The sequence below is a fragment of the Streptomyces gamaensis genome (assembly GCF_042656465.1).
Classification (GTDB): Bacteria; Actinomycetota; Actinomycetes; order Streptomycetales; family Streptomycetaceae; genus Streptomyces; species Streptomyces gamaensis.
In genome coordinates, this window is sequence record NZ_JBHSPB010000027.1 from 1 (window position 1) to 20,947 (window position 20,947).

20 protein-coding genes and 1 pseudogene are annotated in these 20,947 nt (G+C 69.8%); 11 read left to right on the plus strand and 10 right to left on the minus strand.

Annotation, left to right across the window (positions count from 1 at the left end; translation table 11 throughout):
• Positions 1 to 184: 184 nt before the first annotated feature.
• Positions 185 to 586: an ATP-binding protein gene (locus ACFP1Z_RS29760; RefSeq protein WP_390320812.1), complete on the minus strand. Its 402-nt coding sequence runs from the start codon at positions 584 to 586 to the stop codon at positions 185 to 187.
• A gap of 149 nt (positions 587 to 735) precedes the next feature.
• Between ACFP1Z_RS29760 and ACFP1Z_RS29765 the strand changes: the two genes are divergently transcribed.
• The 8 genes from ACFP1Z_RS29765 (at position 736) to ACFP1Z_RS29800 (ending at position 10,431) form a co-directional block, all read left to right on the plus strand.
• On the plus strand, positions 736 to 1,584 hold the full coding sequence (locus tag ACFP1Z_RS29765; protein ID WP_390320813.1) for a helix-turn-helix domain-containing protein: 849 nt from the start codon (positions 736 to 738) through the stop codon (positions 1,582 to 1,584).
• The gene (locus ACFP1Z_RS29770) at positions 1,581 to 1,799 is read left to right on the plus strand and encodes a DUF397 domain-containing protein (protein WP_390320814.1); all 219 of its coding nucleotides are present in this window, start codon (positions 1,581 to 1,583) and stop codon (positions 1,797 to 1,799) included. The genes ACFP1Z_RS29765 and ACFP1Z_RS29770 overlap by 4 nt, the downstream gene beginning before the upstream one ends.
• Positions 1,800 to 1,954: 155 nt before the next feature.
• Positions 1,955 to 3,163 (plus strand): ROK family transcriptional regulator, encoded by a 1,209-nt coding sequence (locus ACFP1Z_RS29775; protein WP_390320815.1) that lies wholly within the window; start codon positions 1,955 to 1,957, stop codon positions 3,161 to 3,163.
• A gap of 98 nt (positions 3,164 to 3,261) precedes the next feature.
• Positions 3,262 to 4,389: a substrate-binding domain-containing protein gene (locus tag ACFP1Z_RS29780; protein ID WP_390320816.1), complete on the plus strand. Its 1,128-nt coding sequence runs from the start codon at positions 3,262 to 3,264 to the stop codon at positions 4,387 to 4,389.
• Between the two features lie 29 nt (positions 4,390 to 4,418).
• The gene (locus ACFP1Z_RS29785; RefSeq protein ID WP_390320883.1) at positions 4,419 to 5,216 is read left to right on the plus strand and encodes an ATP-binding cassette domain-containing protein; all 798 of its coding nucleotides are present in this window, start codon (positions 4,419 to 4,421) and stop codon (positions 5,214 to 5,216) included.
• Positions 5,213 to 6,517 (plus strand): sugar ABC transporter permease, encoded by a 1,305-nt coding sequence (locus tag ACFP1Z_RS29790; RefSeq protein WP_390320817.1) that lies wholly within the window; start codon positions 5,213 to 5,215, stop codon positions 6,515 to 6,517. Before ACFP1Z_RS29785 ends, ACFP1Z_RS29790 begins: the two co-directional genes overlap by 4 nt.
• Positions 6,518 to 6,773: 256 nt before the next feature.
• Entirely contained in the window at positions 6,774 to 8,699 is a 1,926-nt protein-coding gene (gene dxs / locus ACFP1Z_RS29795; protein ID WP_390320818.1) for a 1-deoxy-D-xylulose-5-phosphate synthase, read from the plus strand.
• 232 nt (positions 8,700 to 8,931) lie between these two features.
• Positions 8,932 to 10,431, plus strand: coding sequence for an amino acid permease (locus ACFP1Z_RS29800; protein WP_390320819.1), 1,500 nt, complete (start codon positions 8,932 to 8,934; stop codon positions 10,429 to 10,431).
• A gap of 101 nt (positions 10,432 to 10,532) precedes the next feature.
• Here ACFP1Z_RS29800 and ACFP1Z_RS29805 read toward each other — a convergent pair whose 3' ends face one another.
• Positions 10,533 to 11,000 carry an NYN domain-containing protein gene (locus ACFP1Z_RS29805; RefSeq protein ID WP_390320820.1) on the minus strand — a complete coding sequence of 156 codons (468 nt, stop codon included), beginning with the start codon at positions 10,998 to 11,000 and terminating at the stop codon, positions 10,533 to 10,535.
• Positions 11,001 to 11,168: 168 nt separating this feature from the next.
• Here ACFP1Z_RS29805 and ACFP1Z_RS29810 point away from each other — a divergent pair, with 168 nt between their 5' ends.
• Positions 11,169 to 12,266, plus strand: a complete 1,098-nt coding sequence (locus ACFP1Z_RS29810) for a PLL family lectin (protein WP_390320821.1) — start codon at positions 11,169 to 11,171, stop codon at positions 12,264 to 12,266.
• Positions 12,267 to 12,283: 17 nt separating this feature from the next.
• Here the strand turns inward: ACFP1Z_RS29810 and ACFP1Z_RS29815 are convergent.
• The 5 genes and pseudogenes from ACFP1Z_RS29815 to ACFP1Z_RS29835 all read right to left on the minus strand — a co-directional run.
• Positions 12,284 to 12,598: pseudogene (locus tag ACFP1Z_RS29815) on the minus strand (helix-turn-helix domain-containing protein); the annotation flags it as partial.
• Between the two features lie 6 nt (positions 12,599 to 12,604).
• Positions 12,605 to 13,633: a serine hydrolase domain-containing protein gene (locus tag ACFP1Z_RS29820; RefSeq protein ID WP_390320822.1), complete on the minus strand. Its 1,029-nt coding sequence runs from the start codon at positions 13,631 to 13,633 to the stop codon at positions 12,605 to 12,607.
• The gene (locus ACFP1Z_RS29825; protein ID WP_390320823.1) at positions 13,634 to 14,005 is read right to left on the minus strand and encodes a hypothetical protein; all 372 of its coding nucleotides are present in this window, start codon (positions 14,003 to 14,005) and stop codon (positions 13,634 to 13,636) included. It lies immediately after the preceding gene.
• Between the two features lie 2 nt (positions 14,006 to 14,007).
• Positions 14,008 to 14,196, minus strand: a complete 189-nt coding sequence (locus ACFP1Z_RS29830) for a DUF397 domain-containing protein (RefSeq protein WP_390320824.1) — start codon at positions 14,194 to 14,196, stop codon at positions 14,008 to 14,010.
• Between the two features lie 11 nt (positions 14,197 to 14,207).
• Entirely contained in the window at positions 14,208 to 15,062 is an 855-nt protein-coding gene (locus tag ACFP1Z_RS29835) for a helix-turn-helix domain-containing protein (RefSeq protein ID WP_390320825.1), read from the minus strand.
• Positions 15,063 to 15,253: 191 nt separating this feature from the next.
• Here ACFP1Z_RS29835 and ACFP1Z_RS29840 point away from each other — a divergent pair, with 191 nt between their 5' ends.
• Positions 15,254 to 15,718 carry an ATP-binding protein gene (locus ACFP1Z_RS29840; RefSeq protein ID WP_390320826.1) on the plus strand — a complete coding sequence of 155 codons (465 nt, stop codon included), beginning with the start codon at positions 15,254 to 15,256 and terminating at the stop codon, positions 15,716 to 15,718.
• Positions 15,719 to 16,035: 317 nt separating this feature from the next.
• Here ACFP1Z_RS29840 and ACFP1Z_RS29845 read toward each other — a convergent pair whose 3' ends face one another.
• Positions 16,036 to 16,677, minus strand: coding sequence for a hypothetical protein (locus ACFP1Z_RS29845; RefSeq protein WP_390320827.1), 642 nt, complete (start codon positions 16,675 to 16,677; stop codon positions 16,036 to 16,038).
• A 154-nt stretch (positions 16,678 to 16,831) separates the two neighbouring features.
• The gene (locus ACFP1Z_RS29850) at positions 16,832 to 17,632 is read right to left on the minus strand and encodes a hypothetical protein (RefSeq protein WP_390320828.1); all 801 of its coding nucleotides are present in this window, start codon (positions 17,630 to 17,632) and stop codon (positions 16,832 to 16,834) included.
• Between the two features lie 320 nt (positions 17,633 to 17,952).
• Between ACFP1Z_RS29850 and ACFP1Z_RS29855 the strand changes: the two genes are divergently transcribed.
• Positions 17,953 to 18,369, plus strand: a complete 417-nt coding sequence (locus tag ACFP1Z_RS29855; protein WP_390320829.1) for a DUF4878 domain-containing protein — start codon at positions 17,953 to 17,955, stop codon at positions 18,367 to 18,369.
• An 81-nt stretch (positions 18,370 to 18,450) separates the two neighbouring features.
• Here the strand turns inward: ACFP1Z_RS29855 and ACFP1Z_RS29860 are convergent, their stop codons facing one another.
• A complete protein-coding gene (locus ACFP1Z_RS29860) occupies positions 18,451 to 20,517 on the minus strand; it encodes a tachylectin-related carbohydrate-binding protein (protein WP_390320830.1) in 2,067 nt (688 codons plus the stop codon).
• Positions 20,518 to 20,947 lie beyond the last annotated feature (430 nt).

Sequence of the window (20,947 nt, forward strand, 5' to 3'; positions counted from 1 at the left end):
GCGAAACCCTTCGCCTGGACGGCGACCGCCGACGAGATCCTCGCGAAGGTCCGTCTGACACAGCGCAACGTCAGAAAGCTCGTCGCGAACAACTCGAAGTGACACAAGCAGGATCACGAGACACTAGGAACAGCGCGGAACGCTCTGTCGCGCGGAAGACTCCGTTGTGCGGAAAGGCCCGCCCTCAACCCAGCGTGAACCAGACCGCCTTGCCCGCCCCCTGCGGCCCCGGGTGCACGCCCCAGGCCGTCGCGCAGCAGTCGACGAGGGTCAGCCCCCGCCCCGACTCGTCGTCGCAGCCCGCGCTGATCCGCGCGGGAACCTCCGGGCTCGCGTCGTGGACGTCGACCCGCAGCGTACGCGCCCGGCAGCTGAGGTCCACCGTCACCGGGCTCCCCGCGTGCACCACCCCGTTGGTGACCAGCTCGGTGACCAGCAGACAGGCGGTGTCCGCGAGATCGGCCCGGCCGTGCTGCTGGAGCGCCAGCCGCAGTGCGCCGCGGACGACGGCGATCATCCAGGGCTGGGCCGGGATGCGGAGTGTGTACCACCAGTCGGCACCGGCCAGTTGGGGGTCCTCGCACATGACTGGGCTCCGTTCGGGGGGTGGATTCACCAGAGTGGGATCGGATCGGGCGCGAGTGCATAAATTCCGGGGGCTTTCCACCCTGTGAGTGACTGTGCCCACCGGGTTGGTGCAGGCAGACTCTCTGCCCAAAGGAAGGGAGGATTGTCATGCCGCAGAAGTCCCCAACTATCCGCCAGAAACGCCTCGGTGCGGAGCTGCGCAAGCTGCGCGAGGCGGCGGGTATGTCGGGGGAGGCCGCCGCCGAGGCGCTGGAGTGCGGACAGGCCAAGATCAGCCGGATCGAGACCGGCGCGAACGGGATTCGCCCGTTCGAGCTACGCGGACTGCTCTCGGCCTACGGGGTGACCGACCGGGACCTGATCGAGACCCTGGTGGAGCTCGCCAAGGAGGGCCGCAGACCGGGCTGGTGGAGCCGGTACGCGCAGTCCTTCCCCGGCATCGCGGACCTCGCGCACCTGGAGGCGCACGCGGTCGTCGTCCAGACCTGGCAGACCGTCCTCGTGCCCGGCCTGCTGCAGACCGCCGACTACATGCGCGCCCTGTTCCGGGGCGGCCGCTACGGGTACGACGCCGCCGAGGCCGAGCACGCCGTCGCGGCGCGCACGGCGCGGCAGCAGGTGCTCGCGAGCGCGGACGCGCCCCGGCTGAGCGCCGTGGTCTACGAGGCCGTGCTGCGTGCCGAGGTGGGCGGGCCCGCGGTGATGCGCGGCCAGTTACGGCACCTGGCGGCGCTCGCCGACAGCGAGCGGGTGCGGCTGCGGGTGCTGCCGTTCGCGGCCGGCGCGCACGGCGGCTTCGACGGGCCGTTCGTCGTCTACGGGCTGGAGCCCGCCGACATGGACGTGGTCCTCATGGACGGCCTGGCCGGGCCGCAGTACCTGGACCGGCAGGCGGACGTGCGCCGCTTCCGCGAGCTGTTCGCCTCGCTGAGCGCCGCCGCGCTCGACCCGGAGTCCTCGGCCGGTCTGCTGCGGCGGCTGGCGTCCCGCTCATGACGGAACGGGGCACCGCCCCCGGATGGCGCAGGTCGAGCTTCTCGGGCAGCGGCGGCGGCAGCGAGTGCGTGGAGGCCGCCGTCTGTGACGGCGGCCTCATCGGTCTGCGGGAGAGCGAGGCCCCGCAGCACGTCCTGCTGGTGCCGGTCGCGGTGTGGGCGGCGTTCGCCCGTACGGTCCGGGCGGGGGGCCTGCGACGCGGCGGGGCCCGGTGAGACGGCCCGCTTCCGGCCGGATCGGGAACTTGACGGAACCCGGCGGCGCGGATCCGCTTAGAGTTCACCTGTTGTACGAGCGGGCCGGACCGCAAGGGCGCGGGGCCGGTGAAAGGGACGGCGCGGGCGCCGTCCGGGCAGGGGAGAGGATGGGCGTGGAGACTCCGGGGTCGCAGTCGTCGCTGCACCGGGCCAACCTGGAGCGGGTCGTGCGCGCCGTGCGCATGGCGGGCTCGCTCACCCAGGCGGAGATCGCCAGGTCCACCGGGCTGTCGGCGGCCACGGTGTCCAACATCGTGCGGGAGCTGAGGGAGAGCGGCACGGTCGAGGTGACCCCCACCTCCTCCGGCGGGCGCCGGGCCCGCAGTGTCTCGCTGTCGGGGGACGCCGGCATTGTCGTCGGCGTCGATTTCGGCCACACGCACCTGCGGGTCGCGGTCGGCAACCTCGCCCACCGGGTGCTGGCCGAGGAGGCCGAGCCGCTGGACGTGGACGCCTCCGCCGCCCAGGGCCTGGACCGGGCCGAGCAGCTGGTCAAGCGGCTGATCGCGGAGGCGGGCATCGACGCGGGCAAGGTCGTCGGTGTGGGGCTGGGCGTGCCCGGCCCGATCGACGTCGGCACGGGCATCCTCGGCTCGACGGCGATCCTGCCGGGCTGGGCGGGCACCAACCCCCGCGACGCCCTCGCCGAGCGGCTCTCCGTGCCCGTCCACATCGACAACGACGCCAACCTCGGCGCCCTCGGCGAGCTGGTCTGGGGGGCCGGCCGCGGCGCGAGCGACCTGGCCTACATCAAGGTCGCCAGCGGAGTCGGCGCCGGCCTGGTCATCGACGGACGCATCTACCGGGGCCCGGGCGGCACGGCGGGCGAGATCGGCCACATCACCCTGGACGAGTCCGGCCCCGTCTGCCGCTGCGGCAACCGCGGCTGCCTGGAGACCTTCGCCGCCGCCCGCTACGTGCTGCCGCTGCTCCACTCGGCCCACGGCCCCGACCTGACCGTCCCGCGCATGGTGCGGCTGGCCCGCGAGGGCGACCCGGGCTGCCGGCGCGTGATCGCCGACGTCGGCCGGTACATCGGCAGCGGCGTGGCGAGCCTGGCCAATCTGCTCAACCCGCGCCGCATCGTGCTCGGCGGCGATCTCGCCGAGGCCGGGGAGCTGGTGCTCGGCCCCATCCGCGAGTCCGTCTCCCGCTCGGCCATCCCCAGCGCGGCGCGCCAGCTGGAGGTCGTGCCCGGGGCGCTGGGCGGGCGCGCGGAGGTGCTGGGCGCGCTCGCGCTGGTCCTGAGCGAAATGGGTGACGCGAGCCTGCTCGGGGAAGGCCGTCCGACGGGCGCCGACGCCTCCGTGCGGGGAACATAGAGACACGTCTTCACTTCTTGACGCCCCTATGGGGTCCGAGTTGACTGCCAGCCACCTCGGCCGCGACGACGCGGCCCCCGTCAGGGAGGTATCGGCAAGTGAACACGCAGGTGCGCCGTACGGCCGCGGCCGTCGCGGCCGTTTCACTGGCGGTGGGCCTCGCCGCGTGCGGCAAGGCGAAAGAGGCGGGCGGCGGGGGAAGGACCGGGAAAACGGGCGCGCTCACCGTCGGCCTGCTGCTCCCGGAGAACCAGACCGCCCGCTACGAGCGCTTCGACAAACCCCTCATCGAGAAGAAACTGCGGGAACTGGCGGGCAGGAGCACCACCGTCCTGTACGAGAACGCCAAACAGGACGCCTCCCTCCAGCAGCAGCAGGTCGACACCATGGTCACCAAGCGGGTCGACGCGCTGGTCCTGGACGCGGTCGACGCCAAGTCCATAGCCGGATCCGTGAAGAAGGCCACCGAGGCGGGCATACCCGTCGTCGCCTACGACCGCCTCGCCGAGGGCCCCGTCAAGGCGTACACCTCCGTCGACAACGAGCGCGTCGGCCGGATCCAGGGCGAGTCCCTGCTGCGGGCGCTCGACGGCAGCACCGGCAAGGGCGAGATCGTCATGATGAACGGCTCGATCACCGACCCCAACGCCAAGATGTACAAGGACGGCGCGCACGCCGTCCTCGACGGCAAGGTGCGTATCGGCAAGGAGTACGACACCAAGGAGTGGAAGCCGGAGAACGCCAACGAGAACATGAAGGGCGCCATCTCCTCGCTCGGCAAGGACCGCATCATCGGCGTGTACTCCGCCAACGACGGCATGGCCGGCGGCATCATCACCGCCCTCAAGAGCGCCGGCTACGACAGACTGCCGCCCGTCACCGGCCAGGACGCCGAACTCTCCGCCGTACAACGCATCCTGACGGGGGATCAGTACATGAGCGTCTACAAGCCCTACAAACCCGAGGCCGACGCCGCCGCCTCCCTCGCTGTCGCCCTCGCCCGCGGCACCTCCCTCGATGCGGTCGCCGGGTCCACCGTCGACAGCGCCTCCGAGAAGAGGATCCCCGCCGTCATCGTGACCCCCTTCGCGCTCACCAAGGGCGACATCGCCCAGTACGTCGGCAAGGAGGGCTTCTTCACCTTCGGCGAGATCTGCACCGCCAAGTACAGGGCCGTGTGCGAGAAGGCCGGCCTGAAGCAGCCCGCGAAGGGAGCGGCGAGGTGACGGCGTCCGCGAGCGCCGCCGCGCCCCCCGTGCTGGCGCTGCGCGGGATCTCCAAGCGGTTCGGCGCCGTCCAGGCGCTCACCGACGTGGAGCTGGAGATCCGCCCCGGCGAGGTCGTCGCGCTCGTCGGCGACAACGGCGCCGGGAAGTCCACCCTCGTCAAGACCATCGCCGGAGTCGGCCCCGCCGACGAGGGCACCGTCGAATGGGAGGGCCGGCCCGTCACCGTCGACCGGCCGCACCAGGCCCAGGCCCTGGGCATCGCCACCGTCTACCAGGACCTCGCGCTGTGCGACAACCTCGACGTCGTCGGCAACCTCTTCCTCGGCCGCGAGCTCACCACCGCCGGGGTGCTCGACGAGGTCGAGATGGAGCGCCGCTCCCGCGAACTGCTGGCCACGCTCGCCATCCGCATCCCCAGCGTGCGCATCCCCGTCGCCTCGCTCTCCGGCGGGCAGCGGCAGAGCGTCGCCATCGCCCGTTCCCTGCTCGGCGAACCCAAGGTCGTCGTTCTCGACGAACCCACCGCCGCCCTCGGCGTCGAACAGACCGCGCAGGTCCTCGACCTCGTCGAGCGGCTGCGTGAACGCGGCCTCGGCACCCTGATCATCAGCCACAACATGGCCGACGTCATGGCCGTGGCCGACCGCGTCGCCGTGCTGCGCCTGGGCCGCAACAACGGCACCTTCGACATCCCCGGCACCACCCAGCAGCAGATCATCTCCGCCATCACCGGAGCCACGGACAACGCCGTGACCCGCCGCCGGGCGCGCCGCGGCGGCACGGCCGGGGATGACGGGCCCGACAGCGCGGAGGGGCAGGCATGAGTACGGACGTGACCGGGACCAGCAACGGCGACGACTCCCGCGAGGCCCCGCGCGACGAGGTGCCCGTCGCGCCCGCCGCCGTCACCGCCGTCGACCCCCGCCTGCTGGTGCGCGAGAAGGGCCTCGCCGGCTACTGGAGCGAGTCGGTCCGCAGACTGCGCAGCGGCGAACTCGGCTCGCTGCCCGTCGTCGTGGGGCTCGTGGTCATCGCGCTCGTCTTCCAGCTGCGCGATGCCGCCTTCCTCGGCGCGGAGAACCTCTCCAACCTCTTCGTCACCGCCGCCGGCACCGGACTGATCGCCGTCGGCGTCGTCTTCGTCCTCATCCTCGGCGAGATCGACCTGTCGGTGGGCTCCGTCAGCGGACTGGCCGCCGCCGTCCTCGCCGTCCTGAACGTCCAGCACGGGGTCCCCGAGTGGCTCGCGCTGATCGCCGCCCTCGCCACCGGCGCGGTCATCGGCACCCTGCACGGCTTCTTCTTCGCCCGTATCGGCGTGCCCGCGTTCGTCGTCACCCTCGCCGGACTCCTCGGCTGGAACGGGCTCATGCTCCAGGTGCTCGGCGCCAACGGCACCATCAACCTCGACGACATCGGCCTCGTCGCCTCCCTGACCAACCACTACTTCGAGGACATCTCCGCCGCCTACGGCCTCGCCACCCTGGGCGTGGCCGCCTACCTCCTGTTCTCCTTCCGCGACGCGCGCCGCCGCGAGGCCGCGGGCGTCCCCGCCCGGCCGCCCGTCGAGATCGTGCTGCGCACCGCCGTGCTCGCGGTGCCCGCCTACGCGGTGGCCTGGCTGTTCAACCAGTACAAGGGCCTGCCCCTGGCCGTCGTGATCTTCCTGGGCGTCGTCGTGGCCCTCGACCTCGTGCTGCGCCGCACCCGCTACGGGCGCACCGTCCACGCCCTGGGCGGCAGCGTCGAGGCCGCCCGGCGCGCGGGCATCGACGTCGCCGCCGTCCGTATCTCCGTCTTCGCCCTGTCGGGCACCATGGCCGCGCTCGGCGGGCTCTTCCTCGCCTCGCAGATCAACGCCGCGAACCAGTCCTCCGGCTCCGGCAGCCTGCTGATGAACGCCATCGCCGCCGCCGTCATCGGCGGCACCAGCCTCTTCGGCGGCCGCGGCAAGACCTGGTCGGCGCTGCTGGGCGTGCTCGTGATCCAGTCGATCGCCTCCGGCATGGCCCTGCTGGGCATCGCGGCCGCCGTCCAGTACATGATCACGGGCGCGGTGCTGCTGGCCGCCGTCGTCATCGACTCGGTCTCCCGCCGTACGCAGAAGACCGCGGGGCGGGCGTAACCGCCGCCCCGCCGCCGTCGCGGCGGAACCGGCGGCCACCGCCCCGGCGTCCGACCCCACGGCGGCGATCGACGCCGATCGCCGCCGATCGGCGGCTATGGAACCGAGCCGATCGGCGGCTATTGGCCCGGTTTGCGGGGCGGCTGGGCCGTTCGCGTGACATACCTCGCAGCACCCGCTGACCGCCGTCCCGGGCGGAACATTAGACTCGACAAATCCGCAAGGCTCGACAGCTCGACAGCTTAAGGAGGCACGGGTGGCGCTGCTGACCCGCATCAGGGGACCGCGCGATCTGGACCGGTTGAGCCCGGAGCAGCTCGACCGGCTGGCCGCGGAGATCCGCTCCTTCCTCGTCGACGCGGTCGCCAAGACCGGCGGCCACCTCGGACCCAACCTCGGAGTGGTCGAGCTCACCATCGCCCTGCACCGCGTCTTCGACTCCCCGAAGGACAAGGTGCTCTTCGACACCGGCCACCAGGCGTACGTGCACAAGCTGCTCACCGGCCGCCAGGACTTCTCCCGGCTGCGTGCCAAGGGCGGCCTGTCCGGCTATCCCTCGCGCGCCGAGTCCGAGCACGACGTCATCGAGAACAGCCACGCCTCCACGGTCCTCGGCTGGGCCGACGGCCTCGCCAAGGCCAACCAGCTGCGCCGCGTCGACGACCGCGTCGTCGCCGTCATCGGCGACGGCGCCCTCACCGGCGGCATGGCCTGGGAGGCCCTGAACAACATCGCGGTCGCCAAGGACCGCCCGCTCGTCATCGTCGTCAACGACAACGAGCGCTCCTACGCCCCCACCATCGGCGGCCTCGCCGACCACCTGGCCACCCTGCGCACCACCGACGGCTACGAGCGCTTCCTCGCCCGCGGCAAGGACCTCCTGGAGCGCACCCCCGTCGTCGGCAAGCCCCTCTACGAGACGCTGCACGGCGCCAAGAAGGGCCTGAAGGACTTCATCGCCCCGCAGGGCATGTTCGAGGACCTGGGCCTGAAGTACATCGGCCCCATCGACGGCCACGACGTCCAGGCCCTCGAATCCGCCCTCCAGCGCGCCAAACGCTTCGGCGGCCCCGTCATCGTGCACTGCCTCACCCAGAAGGGCCGCGGCTACAAGCCCGCCGAGCAGCACGAGGGCGACCGCTTCCACGGCATCGGCGTCATCCACCCCGACACCGGCCTGCCCGTCTCGGCCGGCGGCGCCGACTGGACCTCCGTCTTCGGCGACGAGATGGTCGGGATCGGCCGCGAGCGCGAGGACGTCGTCGCCATCACCGCCGCGATGCTCCAGCCCGTCGGCCTGGAGAAGTTCGCCAAGGAGTTCCCCGACCGCGTCTACGACGTGGGCATCGCCGAGCAGCACGCCGCGACCTCCGCGGCCGGCCTGGCCACCGGCGGACTCCACCCCGTCTTCGCCGTCTACGCGACCTTCCTCAACCGGGCCTTCGACCAGGTCCTCATGGACGTCGCCCTGCACAAGTGCGGGGTGACCTTCGTCCTGGACCGGGCCGGCGTCACCGGCACCGACGGCGCCTCCCACAACGGCATGTGGGACATGTCGATCCTCCAGGTCGTGCCCGGCCTGCGGATCGCCGCCCCGCGCGACGCCGACCAGGTCCGCGCCCAGCTCCGCGAGGCCGTCGACGTCAAGGACGCCCCCACCGTCGTGCGCTACTCCAAGGGCGCCGTCGGCCCGGCCGTCGAGGCCGTCGGCCGCGTCGGCGGCATGGACGTCCTGCGCGAGCCCGCCGACGCCACCGCCCGCCCCGACGTCCTGCTCGTCTCCGTCGGCGCGCTCGCCCCCATGTGCCTGGAGATCGCCGGCCTCCTCGACAAGCAGGGCATCTCCGCGACCGTCGTCGACCCGCGCTGGGTCAAGCCCGTCGACGAGGCGCTGCCCGCGCTCGCCGAACGCCACCGCGTCGTCGTCACCGTCGAGGACAACTGCCGTGTGGGCGGCGTCGGTTCGGCCGTCGCGCAGGCCCTGCGCGACGCGGGCGTCGACATCCCGCTGCGCGACTTCGGCATCCCGGCGAGCTTCCTCGACCACGCCTCCCGCAAGGAGGTCATGGCCGGCATCGGGCTCACCGCCCCCGACATCGCCCGCCAGGTCACCGGCCTCGTCGCCAAGCTCGACGGCCGCTTCGAGGACTCCGCCGAGCCGGCCGAGGCCGTCCGCGACTGACCGCTCCCCGCACTGTTCCCGGGCCGGCCGGTCCACCCCTTCCGGGTGGACCGGCCGGCCCGCCCGCATAACCGCCCGTACCTCCCATCGGGTGAATCCTCTTCCCGTCCGTCGCTGCCACCCCTGCGTGGGACGCAACATCGCGGACACTCGCTCAGTTCAGTTCTCGTACACAGGCCGTGACGGCCGACGAGCGGGGCGCAGCACGGGACGAGCAGGCGGAGGCGGGCCGATGACGACACAACACCCCCCGCGGAACGACGGGCGCGGCCGGCGTGCCCTGTTCCGCACCAAGACGGTCGAACAGTCCATCCGTGACACCGAGGAGCCCGAGCACGCGCTGCGCAAATCGCTCTCCGCCCTCGACCTGACCGTCTTCGGTGTCGGCGTCGTCATCGGCACCGGCATCTTCGTCCTCACCGGCAAGGTCGCCAAGGAGAACGCCGGCCCCTCCGTCGCCCTCGCCTTCGTCCTCGCCGGTGTCGTGTGCGCGCTCGCCGCCCTGTGCTACGCCGAGTTCGCCTCCACCGTGCCGGTCGCCGGCTCCGCCTACACCTTCGCCTACGCCTCCCTCGGCGAACTCCCCGCCTGGATCATCGGCTGGGACCTGATCCTCGAACTCGCCCTGGGCTGCGCGGTGGTGGCCGTCGGCTGGTCCGGCTACATCCGTTCGCTCCTGGACACCGCCGGCTGGCACCTGCCGCCCGCCCTGATCGGCCCGCACCACGGCCACTTCGGCTTCGACATCCTCGCCTGCGCCCTCGTCGTCGCGCTGACCGTGATCCTCGTGCTCGGCATGAAGCTCTCCTCGCGCGTGACCGGCATCGTCGTCGGCGTCAAGGTCACCGTCGTCCTCATCGTGATCGTCGCGGGCTCGTTCTTCATCACCGGCACCAACTACGAGCCGTTCATCCCGCCGTCCAAGGGCGTCACCGGCCGCAACGACATCACCGCCCCGCTGGTGCAGCTCATGTTCGGCTTCACGCCCTCCCACTTCGGCGTCATGGGCATCTTCGCGGCCGCCGCCGTCGTCTTCTTCGCCTTCATCGGCTTCGACATCGTCGCCACCGCCGCCGAGGAGACCCGCAACCCCCAACGCGACGTCCCGCGCGGCATTCTCGGCTCCCTGGCCATCTGCACGATCCTCTACGTGGCCGTCTCCGTCGTCGTCACCGGCATGCAGAAGTACAGCGAGCTGAGCACCGACGCCCCCCTCGCCGACGCCTTCAAGTCCGTCGGGCACCCCTTCTGGGCCGGGCTCATCAGCTTCGGCGCGGCCGTCGGCCTCACCTCCGTGTCCATGATCCTGCTGCTCGGGCAGAGCCGCGTGTTCTTCGCGATGAGCCGCGACGGGCTGCTGCCCCGCTTCTTCTCCGTCGTCCACCCGCGCTTCGGCACCCCCTACCGCTCGACGATCCTGCTCGGCACCGTCGTCGCGGTCGTCGCGGGCTTCACCTCGATCGACGTCCTCGCCGAACTCGTCAACATCGGCACGCTGTTCGCGTTCGTCGTCGTCGCCCTCGGCGTCGCCATCCTCCGCCGCAGCCGCCCCGACCTGCCCCGCGCCTTCCGCACCCCCTTCGTGCCGACGGTGCCCGCGCTGTCCGTGCTGGCCTCGCTGTGGCTGATGCTCAACCTCACGGCGGAGACGTGGATGCGGTTCGTGGCGTGGATGATCCTGGGGGTGGTCGTGTACTTCGTGTACGGGCGGGGGCACAGCCGGGTGCCGTGAGGGGGTGCGGCCGGCTTTTGGGGGTGCGTGTGCCCGTACGAGCCGGGGCGCCCGTACGGACCGTACGGCGCCCCGGACCACCCCCGACGGGCTCCGCCGGATCAGCCGGTACGGTCCGTACCGCCCGTACGGTCCGTACGCCCCCGGCCCCCGGAACCGCCCCCGGAACCGCCCCCCGCCTCCGGCCGTACCGCGCGCGGACCCACCACCTCCGCGCCCAGCGCCCGCACCCGCTCCCGCAGCCCCCGGTCCGCCGTGACGACCACGCACCGTCGCCCTGCCTCACGCTCCGCGACGAACTCGACGATCCGGTCGTCGCCACTGCCGTCCGCCGCCACGACCCGCACCCCCGCCGCGGACTCGACGCCGCGCGCCGCGCCCTCCACGACGAGCACGACCTCCACCGGCCCGGCGAGCGGGGGCTCGCAGCCTCCGGGCACGCTCTCCCCGGTCGCGTACGCGACCAGCGCGTCCCGCAGCCGCTCGGCGGCCGCCCGGCGGTCCCGCCACCAGCCGTCCGGCACCGCACCCACGACATTCGCGGCATCCACGACAAGCAGTGCACTCATGCAGAACAGCCTCGCACGCGGATTCCGCACGGAACCCCCCGGCACCTGCGATGTTAGGGTCGGGGGTCGACAATCGGGGCCCGCGCCGGGCGTGACGGCTGCGCCGCACGCTGTCGAGCGCCCGTCCCTGGGAACGCCCTCACCCGTGAGAAAGGCTGGCAGCGAGAGATGGCAGTGCGTACGGCCACCCCTGTCACCGGCTGGCTCCTGCGCGGCAGTGACGGCCGCCTGACCGCCTACGCGCCCACCGAGGGCGGCATCGCCCGCTGGACCGAGGCCCGCCCCGGCGGCCCCGAGTGGACCGGCCCCGAACTGCTCCCCGCGCCGGACCTGGAGCCGTACCTGTCGATAGCCCAGGAGCCCCAGGGCTACGTCCGCCTCGTCGGCGTCCGCCGCCGCAGCGCGGACGAGCGCACCGACACCGACGTGGTGACCGAGGTGGTGTACGCCACCCAGTTCCAGTCCGGCCGCCCCCTGACCCACTGGCGCTCCATCGGCACCCCGCACCACGCGGACTGGGAGCGCGCCCACCAGATCGGCGTGCCCGAGGCCGTCTGCGACTCCGTCGGCCTCCAGGTCTTCGTCCGCAACGCGGGCGGCGGCGTGTGCGCCCGCCGTCAGGACGCGCGCGGCCTCTGGGGCCCCTGGACCGACCTGAAGGGCAGTCACGTCCTGGACTCGCTGTCGTCCGGCGTCACCTCCGACGGCCGCGTCGAACTCCTCGCCCCCGCCAGCGAGTTCGTCCTCCGCTGGCGCCAGGACGAACCCGGCGGCCCCCTCCAGCGCGCCCGCAACATCCCGGCGAAACCGGCGGCTTGCTCCTCCACTTCGGTCCCGACCGCCGACGACCGCATCACCCACTTCTGGCGCGACACGACGGATTCGGCGCTGCACGTACTGCGGCGCGAGGCCGCCGACGACCCGGACGGCCACGACGGCCCGGGCGCCGGCGTCGTGGGCGGCACGGGCTCCGGCCCGGTCGCGGCACTGCGCGCGACCGTGGACGGACGGGACTGCGTGGTCCTGGCCCAGCGCTCCACGTCCGGCCTCCCGGCTGTGGCCGTCTGCCCGGCGGGTGACGACCCCTCGGACGTCCACTGGTCGGAAACCGGCGAGGAGTTCGCTTCACAGTCGGCCCCGGCCCTGGCCCTCGACGCGTCCGGACGCGTGGTCCTCGCCGTGATCGGGGAGGACGGGCGGCTGTGGGTGGCCCGTCAGACGCGGGCGGAGAAGGGGTTCGCGCTGGGGGAGTGGGGGCGGGTCTGAGGACGCGCCGGGGCCGCTCAGGTCACGGCGGAGCTCCCGGACGGGGAACCGCTGATTCCTGACTCCGTGTCATGGGCGGTGAAGGTGAAGACCGAGTCGTCACCGTCCAGATGGACCGTCAGCGAGGCGTCCAGGGCTTTGGCGAGCCGTGTCAGCAGGGGGAGTGCCGGTACGGAGTCGCCGCCTTCGATGTCGGAGATCTGAGATTCGGTCATGTGGGCCCGCCGGCCCAGTTCGGCGTGCGACAGCCCGAGTTCGGTGCGCCGGTCGTGGACGGCTTGCCCGAGGGCGAAGGCGTAGCCGGCTTCGACGTAGGCGGGGGAAGGCTCTACTTCCGTTCAGGTGGACGAGATCGTCTTGAGCGCGAGGGCCCGCAGCGGCGCGAGCCGGGTGCGGGCCGGGCCGTAGTAGACGGCGTTGGTACAGATGACCAGGTAACGGCCGGTGGGCGGGGCGAGGTAGAGGCTGGTGCCGGTGAAGCCGTGGTGATAGGCCACGGTCCCGCCGTGGGCGAGGATCCAGGACAGACCCCGGTCGAGGCCCGGTTCGATGGCCGCCTGGGGGACGGTGCTGCTGCGCAGCCAGTCGCCGAGCACGCCGTTCTCCTCACCGGTGAGGAGAACGCGGGCGTAAGTGGCGAGGTCGGACGGCGTGGAGAACACACCGGCGTGGCCGGCCACGCCGCCGAGCAGGACGGCGTTGTCGTCGTGTGCCGTGCCCCAGATCCTCGGAGCACCGGGGAATCGCTGCTCGGTGGGGGCCACTTGCGGAGTGCGGGTCACCGGGCCGTAGGTGGTCGCTGTCATGCCGAACGTGCCCCACGTCCGTGCGGCGAGCCGGTCGAGAGGTCGGCGGTGGACGTGGGCGAGGGCGAGGCCGAGGAGGATGTAGCCCCGATTGATGTAGCGGTGCGCACCGGTGCTGTTTTCGAGCGGCTCACGGCACATCGCCTCGTGCAGAGGAAGCTCGGTTCCCCGGTAGTGGTCCAGGCGTGTCGAGGCACGCAAGCCGGAGGTGTGGGCGAGCAGTTGACGTACCGTGGCTTCCCCGCTGGGTGTCTCACCGGTCATCACCGGGAGGATGTCGCGTACGGGGCCGTCCAGATCGATCAGCCCCTCCTGCACGGCCTGGCCGATGAGCGGCCAGGTGGCGACTACCTTCGTGAGCGATGCGATGTCGTACAGGGTGTGGGCGGTTGGCGGTTGAGGACCGCATTCCGTGGCGATCGTGCCGGCCGTCACGACGTGTTGATCGCCGTCGGTCGTTCCGGTGACGAGGACGCCACCGGGGGTGGCGCCGTCGGTGACGATCTCCTGGAGCGTCTCGCGGAGACGTTCGGTGTCGTCGGTGGTGAAGGGTACGGGCATCTAGTTCTCCGGTGACGTGGTGATCCCGGCGCCCAACGCGGGCAGGTGAGTGAGCAAGCGTCCGTAGCCGCGCCGGAAGTGGTGCAGGCCCCGGATCGTAGAGGTGCCGTCGGCCGCCAGGGCGGCAATCAGCAGTGCTGTCACCGCCCGGATGTCGGCGGCTTCCACATCCGCCGCGTGAAGCCTGCTGAGGCCACGCAGCCGGATCGTGGATCCGATGGAGGTGACGTCCGCGTCGAAGGCCCGCAGAGGTGCGACGTGGGTGTCCCTCCGGGGATAGACCCGTTCGTCGATCACGGAGCAGCCGACCGCCTGCGTGAGCATGGCCGCCAGGGGAGTCACGGGCAGGAGCGCCTGCCCCGGTCCGGGCACACTCAGCCGTCGAACGCGCCAGCTTTGATACGGGATATGAGGGGGCGGAATCTGTCTGGAGTCGTAGTGAGCACGACTTCGGGATCGTCGCTCTCGCATATGAACAAGACTCCGCAATGACTGGTTGCCAGGCATACACACGAGGAGCCCGACGCGCTGTAGGTGGACTTCTGCCATCCGAGTTCGACCATGACCGCCTCTCTCACAGGTCGTGCGCGATGCGCTGAATCAGATCACGTGAGGGCCCGGGTTTGAGAGCAACCGACTCCATCCGGTCCAGCACAAGGCGGCACACCTCAAGTTGAGCCGCTGCATCGATCGCAGCCCCGCTTTGGGCCGTGTCCAGGATCGCAGTGTCCAACTGGGTAACCGGGCCGTAGAGATAGTCGATTCCGTGACCCACACTGGGGAACGACGTCCCCTCGAAAGGGATCACGACGACAGTCACCGAGTCCCGCTCACTCACTTCGACGAGGTGGTGGAGCTGCGCCTTGGCTGTGTCGATTCCCCCGAACTGCATGCGCAGGGCCGCTTCGTGGATGATTGCCGTGTAGGGCGGAGGGTTGTCCCGGTAGAGGATCGCTTGCCGTTTGATGCGATGGGACAACCTGTGCTCGGCCTCGTGCGCGAGAAGCGGTGGCACTGCATCGCTGAAGATCGCACGCGCATAATCGACCGTCTGGAGCAGGCCAGGAATGTTGATGACCTGGCCAACCCGGATCGCCGTCGCGTGATGTTCGAGCTCCGTGAGGTCGATCAGGTCCGCCGGCAGAACTTCTCGGTAGTCCTCCCACCAACCCTGTCTGCGCTCACCCGTCATCGCGGCAAGAGCTTCGATCAGTACGTGGTCCGAGCAGTTGTATGTGCGCGCCAACGCGCGGACACGGTCTGCGCTGACCCCGTACCGACCGGCCTCGATGTTACTGATGCGTGACTGGGTGATCCCGAACCGGACACCCGCCTCGGTGGCCGACAGATCCGCGCGTTCTCTGAGTCGACGCAGCTCGGCTCCAAGTCGGCGTCGTCGTACGGTCGGCAGGGGGACGTTCGGTGACATCGGAACCTCGTTCTGGCTATCACTCGATCAGGCTGCATGGACTTCAGTCCACACATTCCATGGAATGTAGTCCACGGAAGGCGCTACGGTGTGGGCCACGCCACTCGGGCTGACCTGCCTCAGGGGCACGGGATGCGCAGCAACCCCGAGCTGGTCCATGCCGCAACTCTGCTTCCTCCCAGGAGACTTCCATGGTCACCGTATCCGCCTCACAACCGTGGACGTACACCCTCGAACTGCCTCGCGATCCGAGAGCTCCCGGAGTCGCCCGGACCACCCTCCGGACAGTCCTCCAGCGTCACGGGATGCCCGCACTCATCGATGTGGCCGAGCTGTTGACGTCCGAACTCGTCACCAATACCTATGTGCACACGGACGGTCCGTGCTCCATGCGCCTGCGTGGCGACCCTCAAGGTGAACGGCTACGAGTGAGTGTCTGGGACACCAGCCCACGGATCCCGCCACTCTTCAACGGGCCACCACGGACCATCGACCGGGAGGCCGACAACGGACGCGGACTGACCCTCATCCGCCTCTGCGCCAGCAACTGGGGCAGCTACACCTTCGACCCCGAACTCTTCGGCAGCACCAGCGGAAAGATGCTCTGGTTCGAACTCGCACCGCGCGGCACCGGCAGCTACAGCCCCATCGCTTGAGGCGCCGATCCGAGTTCTCCACGCATCCGAACTCTCCACGCTTGCCTGGAGGGAGACACCATGCCCAACCCCACCCCCATTCCCCGCCCTGGCGACCTCACCCCCTCCAGGACGCCATCCGCCGCGCCCGCGAACGCGAACCCGTCCCGCCCCACGTCACCGTCCAGCTCCGCAACGCCCTCACCACCCTGACTCCCAACTCTATGAGCCCCCCCGATTGCCCGAGCCTGCGTGTGAGCAGGGCAATGGGCCCGAACTGAAGGATCAGGTCGGGCCCATTGCGGCGTGGGAGCCCCCGCGCTGGGCGCTCCCATGCTTCACCGAGTCACAGGGACGTCCCAGTTACTGAGTTCAGCGACTTCCGTGATGGCTTCTGCCGCTCTCCCGGAAAATGCTCGTGCAGATTCCCGAGCCTGGACCACTGCCTCGTGAGGGACGGTAGCTTCATCCCGCTGAGTCAGTTGCCAAATATTTTCCCATTCAGCGTCGATTTCTCTTCTCGTGAGGACCCCCGGTGGAGGAGTGGCCTCCCCGAACCTGATGATCACAGTCCGTTCGCCCCCCAGCTTGAAGTCAAGCATCGAGAACAGAGTCTTCAGCGTGTTAACGGACATCTCGGCCTTCGCTGCGGAAGGGTGTAGCGATACGGCGAGTGCGTTTCCGACCAATGCTACGGATTGAGCCACGTAGAAATCTGGGCTGGAGGGGTCATCCTCGTCGCACCCAGATTCCAAGTCCAGCTCATCCAACGCCTCGGCGCACTCGTCCTGTACCGGCTCACCAGCGGCTACCGCCCAAGCCAGCTCAAGTGACCGTTCCACCCAGGCAAGGTCCTCCTGAGCGCCGAGAGTGCGACAGAAGGCAGCCCCTCGTTCTGCAGCCGCAGCGCAGATCAATGTCAGGCCCTGAGGCGAGGCAGTCGAGATGGCGCGAAGTTCAGGCGGAATCTCCATGTTCATCTAGCCTCCTGTGGCCCAGAAAGTTGTGAATGGGGAGTTCTGTGCGGCATGGCCACGCAATCCCGCACCTCCCAATTGCACGCCACGCACATTCAGCATGGGTGAACAGATGGCAACGCAGAAGTTCCGAGACGCTGCACCAAAGACAGCATGTTCATTGGGCCCCAAGCTGTTGAGGATTCCTTCTTCCGCGTGCCCGGCAGCCTGAACAAACTCCTCTCCCTCTCGCAGCGTCCAGCTTGACGGCATGCCGCCACCGCCATTGATTCCAGGCCTTGTCGGTCCAGGACGTCAGACGGCCCGCGTCGTCGTAGCCGTACTTCTGCTCCCCGGCATCCGCCGTGCCCGTCGTCTTCTTCGATATCAGACGGTCGTTGTCGTCGAAGCCGTACTCGGCCGTGGCCAGCACCGTCCCCGACACCACGGACTTGGTGACGTCCGAGGTCTGACGGCCCAGGTCGTCATAGCCGAAACTCCGGCTCACCCCCGGCGAATCGATGCCCTCCAGGGCGCCCGTCCTGTCGTAGCGGTAGCTGAACAGCTGCTGCGACTGCGCGTCCTTGACGGACTTGAGCCTCCCCTTCTCGTAGCCGAACACAGCCGTGCCGGCGGCATCGACGCGGGTGAGCAGGCGCCCGTCCTCGTCGTAGCCGAAGGCCGCGTCACCGGAGCCGCCACGGGCCGAGGTCAGCAGACCGCGGTCGTCGTAGTCATAGGTGTTCACGCCCTTCGGCGCGGTCGCCGACACGACACGGCCATTGCCGTCGTACTCGTAGACACGGTCCGGAGTCGAGACCTCCGCGCCCTTGCCCGTCTCACGCAGCAGCAGACCCGACGGGTCATACGTACGCACCCGCTCGACCTTGCCCGGCTCACTCAGCCGGACCGGGTTGCCGACAGCGTCGTACGACGTCGTCCACGTACGGTCGGCAGCCCCCGGGTACTCCTTCGTCACCGGCTCGACCACCGTAACCAGTGCTGGTCCTCACCCCGCATCGGATCACTGGCACCCGGCGGCGCGTCCGACAGCGACGTAGCCGCTGTCGGACGCGCCAATGACATGAGGGCCTCTCCCGACGGCACCGTGACCGAGGAGCCCAAAGGCTGAGCAACGTGTCAAACTTGCTCGGCTCAGTAGTGCAAAAAGGAGAGGAAAGTGTGCCGGACCAGTTGGAGTTCCCTCATGCAGGGCAGACGATGACAAACAGACAACGCACAGCCCAGGGCATACGACGCCTCGGCTCCTTGCTGTGGGCTTCGCCGCGTCGGCGTCTCGTGACACTGGCGGCCTCAGCAGCGGTGCTCGCGGCGGCAGTCACCACAGGAACATACCTGTTGTGGTTCCAGGACCCCGGTGCTCAGCCGGGCGAAAAGGGCGCGCGCAAGATCGTCATCGCGTACATCGACGCTCTCGCCGACGGGGACATGGACGAGGCATGCAAGCTCCTGCACCCACGGGTCACCGCCTCCATGGCGCAGGCGGAGGGCGGTTGCCCGGGGGCCATGCGCACCCAGGTGGGAAAGCGGTTGAGCGGCAAGGACCGTGAGCGGGTCGCGGGCATCGACGTCGGCGATGCCCAGGTCGAGGGCAAGACCGCTCGCGTCGAGGTGAGTTCTGGTGGCAGTGCCGCGCAGAAGAGCACTGTGGTCGTGGAGCGTGTCGACGACCGGTGGCGGGTGCTGGAGGACTGATCGGGCCGCATGGGCGGGCGGCCGGGGTGTGTGCCCCGGCCGCTCGCCCATGGCGGACGTCAACGCCCTTCGGTGCAAGCCTTACTTGTCGGTCGGCGCACTCGGCTTGCCCGAACCCGGTCGTGCCGTCGGGCCACCGACGAACAGCGACTGGGGCTCGGCACTCCGCTTGACCCTGGTGTTCGGTGCGGCCGGTGCGGCATTCGCGGGCGTGAGCGTGTACATGCGCTCCACTCCGTCGTTGTCGATGAAGAAGACTCCCCAGCGACCGTCCGCGAGCTGCACCACCGAGGGGTCGGTGCTCGACTTGCCGGACCAGACGAGGCTCCAGCCACCGAAGGAGCCGTCGGCGCGCTGGGTGGAGTAGCGGATGTAGCCCTTTTCATCACGGACGAGGACACCGAGGGACTTGTCCTTGTTGACGGCGACCGCAGGAGACCCGTCCGTCTTCACCCCCGGGATCACGGTGCCGTCGCCGAAGAATCCGTTGAGCGTCAACTTTCCGTCGGAGTACGGACGGTTGGACTCCTTGGCGGCCCAGATCTGGCCGTCCTTGTTCCGGGCGAAGGCCATGATCTTGCCGTCGGCCGCTCGGGCGGCGACAGGGGTGCCGCTCAGGCCCGTGACGTCCGAAACGCCCCACACCCACCAGCCGTCGCGCGTGTCGTCGGCGCGGTTCATGCCGAGACGGCCCTGTTTGTCGATGCCGAGGACGAACGGACGGGCGCTCTCACCGTCCACAACGGTCGCCTGGCTCACGCCGGCGAATGTCGCCTGCTCGTAACCGGAGGGGATGGAGGAGTCCGCGTACCGGGTACGCCACGGGATGAAGTCCTCGCTGTTGGCGGCACGCTGGTTGAGGTACCAGAGCCTGCCCTCCCGGTCGAAGGCGTGCACCGCCACGATGCCGTTGGAATTGCGCACGACCGTCGGAGCGGCGGTGAAGTTGCCGCCGAGGTCCACGAGCGGACTCCAGACGGCGCCCGGCTGCCGCTTCGTCATGTAGACGTGGCCGTCCTTGCCCAGGACGAAGGCCAGCGGGGTCCCGTCCACCTGTTCGGTGATGACGGGCTGGTCGACCAGGTCCTGTGCTCCGGGCACGACGCTGTACATCACGGTGCCGAGGTCGTTGATGTCGCGTTGCAGACCCTGGATGAGCCAGCCGCGTTCGTCGACGTAGAACTGCTGGATGAGCTTGTCGCTGCCCTGCCGCAGCGCGGCGGGGATGTGCGGACGCGCGGGGAGCAGAGGCGACGGGCTCTGAGCCGGGGTCGTGCAGGCGTCCGTGCGCAGTGAAATCCCGTTGTACGACTGGAAGTTCCACCCTGCCTTACGGGGTTTGGTGTCGACCCAGGCCTCGGCGTTGACGTCGTAGCGGTACCAGTAGAGACTGCCGTCCTTCTGCCGGGCGTACAGGGTCCCGCCACCGGCCGAACGGAGTTCCTGTGTGTCCTGCCAGCCTCCGGACCAGGCGAGGGCGCTCATGTCCAGCCACTGCTGGCGGTCGATGTCGTAGCGGAAGCGATAGAGGTCGTTGCCCTTGCGGGCGAACAGCAGCCCGTCCCCGGCTGAGACCAGGATGTCGTACGAGCCGAAGCCTCCGGAGACGATGCGGCCTCGGTCGGGCAGGGGCGCCCCGGTCTTCTGGTCGTAGCTGTAGAGCCGCAGGGTGCCGTCGTCGTGAATGGCGAGGACATTGCCGCGTTCGTCGACGGTGATGCGGTTGCGCCGGGAGTCTACGAGGTAGTCGCCCCAGCCGGTGTCCATCTTCTGACCCACCGTCGTCCAACGGTCGGTGTCCGGTTCGTAACGGCTGCGGGACAGGATTCCGTCGCCACCGATGCTGTACACCCAGCCGCTGGGGCCGCCGAGGGTGAGGCGCGGAGCGCCCCAACCGCCCTTGTCGATCTGCTTGTCGATAACGGGCCAGTTGAAGGTGCCGTTGCTCGCGTCGGCATGGGCGAAGTATCTGAGCAGGTGGTCCTGTGTCGCGCCGTACATGGCGGTCCGGGGGTCGCAACTCACCTGTGGCGAGGGGGCGGGCGTCGCCGGTATCGCGTCGGCGGCCGCGACGGGGGCGCTCGCCAGTCCCAGGGGCAGGGCCGTGATGGCGGCGATGGTCAGGGACGCCGCGCGGTAGGCGGACAAGCGAGAACGGCTCTTCGGCATGTGGGGCGCTTTCTTGACGCTGCGACACGGACCGCAGAACTGGCCCGAGGCCCGGCCGAGCAGCCGGGCGACAGGCATGTAACCACACGCTTTGCCATCAACTGTCCGACTGTTGACCCATCGTCACTCAACGTCTAGGGCAAAATTGGCATTTTGCCCGTATTTCCCCGTGATGGTAACGCACAGCAATAGATCGACTTATTGACTGACCATGAGCACCCCAACCTCTTGCAATGTCGATCTTTATTCGGATACAACATCAACCTATGCCCGCCATCTCTGTGGTCGTGGCTATCTGTGGTAACCCCTGCCCATTTGCAGGGGTTTCGTTCTTTAAGCTCAAGGATGGGTGGATTTTTCCGTGTATCCTGGCAGTAGGCGCGCCGGTCCCGGTGCGCGACGCCGCCGC

What these genes read in the sequence shown, in the direction of transcription:
- ACFP1Z_RS29845 (WP_390320827.1), bottom strand. Translation starts at nt 16,677, where the DNA reads ATGAACATGGAGATTCCGCCTGAACTTCGCGCCATCTCGACTGCCTCG.
- ACFP1Z_RS29765 (WP_390320813.1), top strand. Translation starts at nt 736, where the DNA reads ATGCCGCAGAAGTCCCCAACTATCCGCCAGAAACGCCTCGGTGCGGAG.
- ACFP1Z_RS29840 (WP_390320826.1), top strand. Translation starts at nt 15,254, where the DNA reads ATGGTCACCGTATCCGCCTCACAACCGTGGACGTACACCCTCGAACTG.
- ACFP1Z_RS29810 (WP_390320821.1), top strand. Translation starts at nt 11,169, where the DNA reads ATGGCAGTGCGTACGGCCACCCCTGTCACCGGCTGGCTCCTGCGCGGC.
- ACFP1Z_RS29760 (WP_390320812.1), bottom strand. Translation starts at nt 586, where the DNA reads ATGTGCGAGGACCCCCAACTGGCCGGTGCCGACTGGTGGTACACACTC.
- ACFP1Z_RS29790 (WP_390320817.1), top strand. Translation starts at nt 5,213, where the DNA reads ATGAGTACGGACGTGACCGGGACCAGCAACGGCGACGACTCCCGCGAG.
- ACFP1Z_RS29800 (WP_390320819.1), top strand. Translation starts at nt 8,932, where the DNA reads ATGACGACACAACACCCCCCGCGGAACGACGGGCGCGGCCGGCGTGCC.
- ACFP1Z_RS29835 (WP_390320825.1), bottom strand. Translation starts at nt 15,062, where the DNA reads ATGTCACCGAACGTCCCCCTGCCGACCGTACGACGACGCCGACTTGGA.
- ACFP1Z_RS29805 (WP_390320820.1), bottom strand. Translation starts at nt 11,000, where the DNA reads ATGAGTGCACTGCTTGTCGTGGATGCCGCGAATGTCGTGGGTGCGGTG.
- ACFP1Z_RS29820 (WP_390320822.1), bottom strand. Translation starts at nt 13,633, where the DNA reads ATGCCCGTACCCTTCACCACCGACGACACCGAACGTCTCCGCGAGACG.
- ACFP1Z_RS29830 (WP_390320824.1), bottom strand. Translation starts at nt 14,196, where the DNA reads ATGGTCGAACTCGGATGGCAGAAGTCCACCTACAGCGCGTCGGGCTCC.
- ACFP1Z_RS29770 (WP_390320814.1), top strand. Translation starts at nt 1,581, where the DNA reads ATGACGGAACGGGGCACCGCCCCCGGATGGCGCAGGTCGAGCTTCTCG.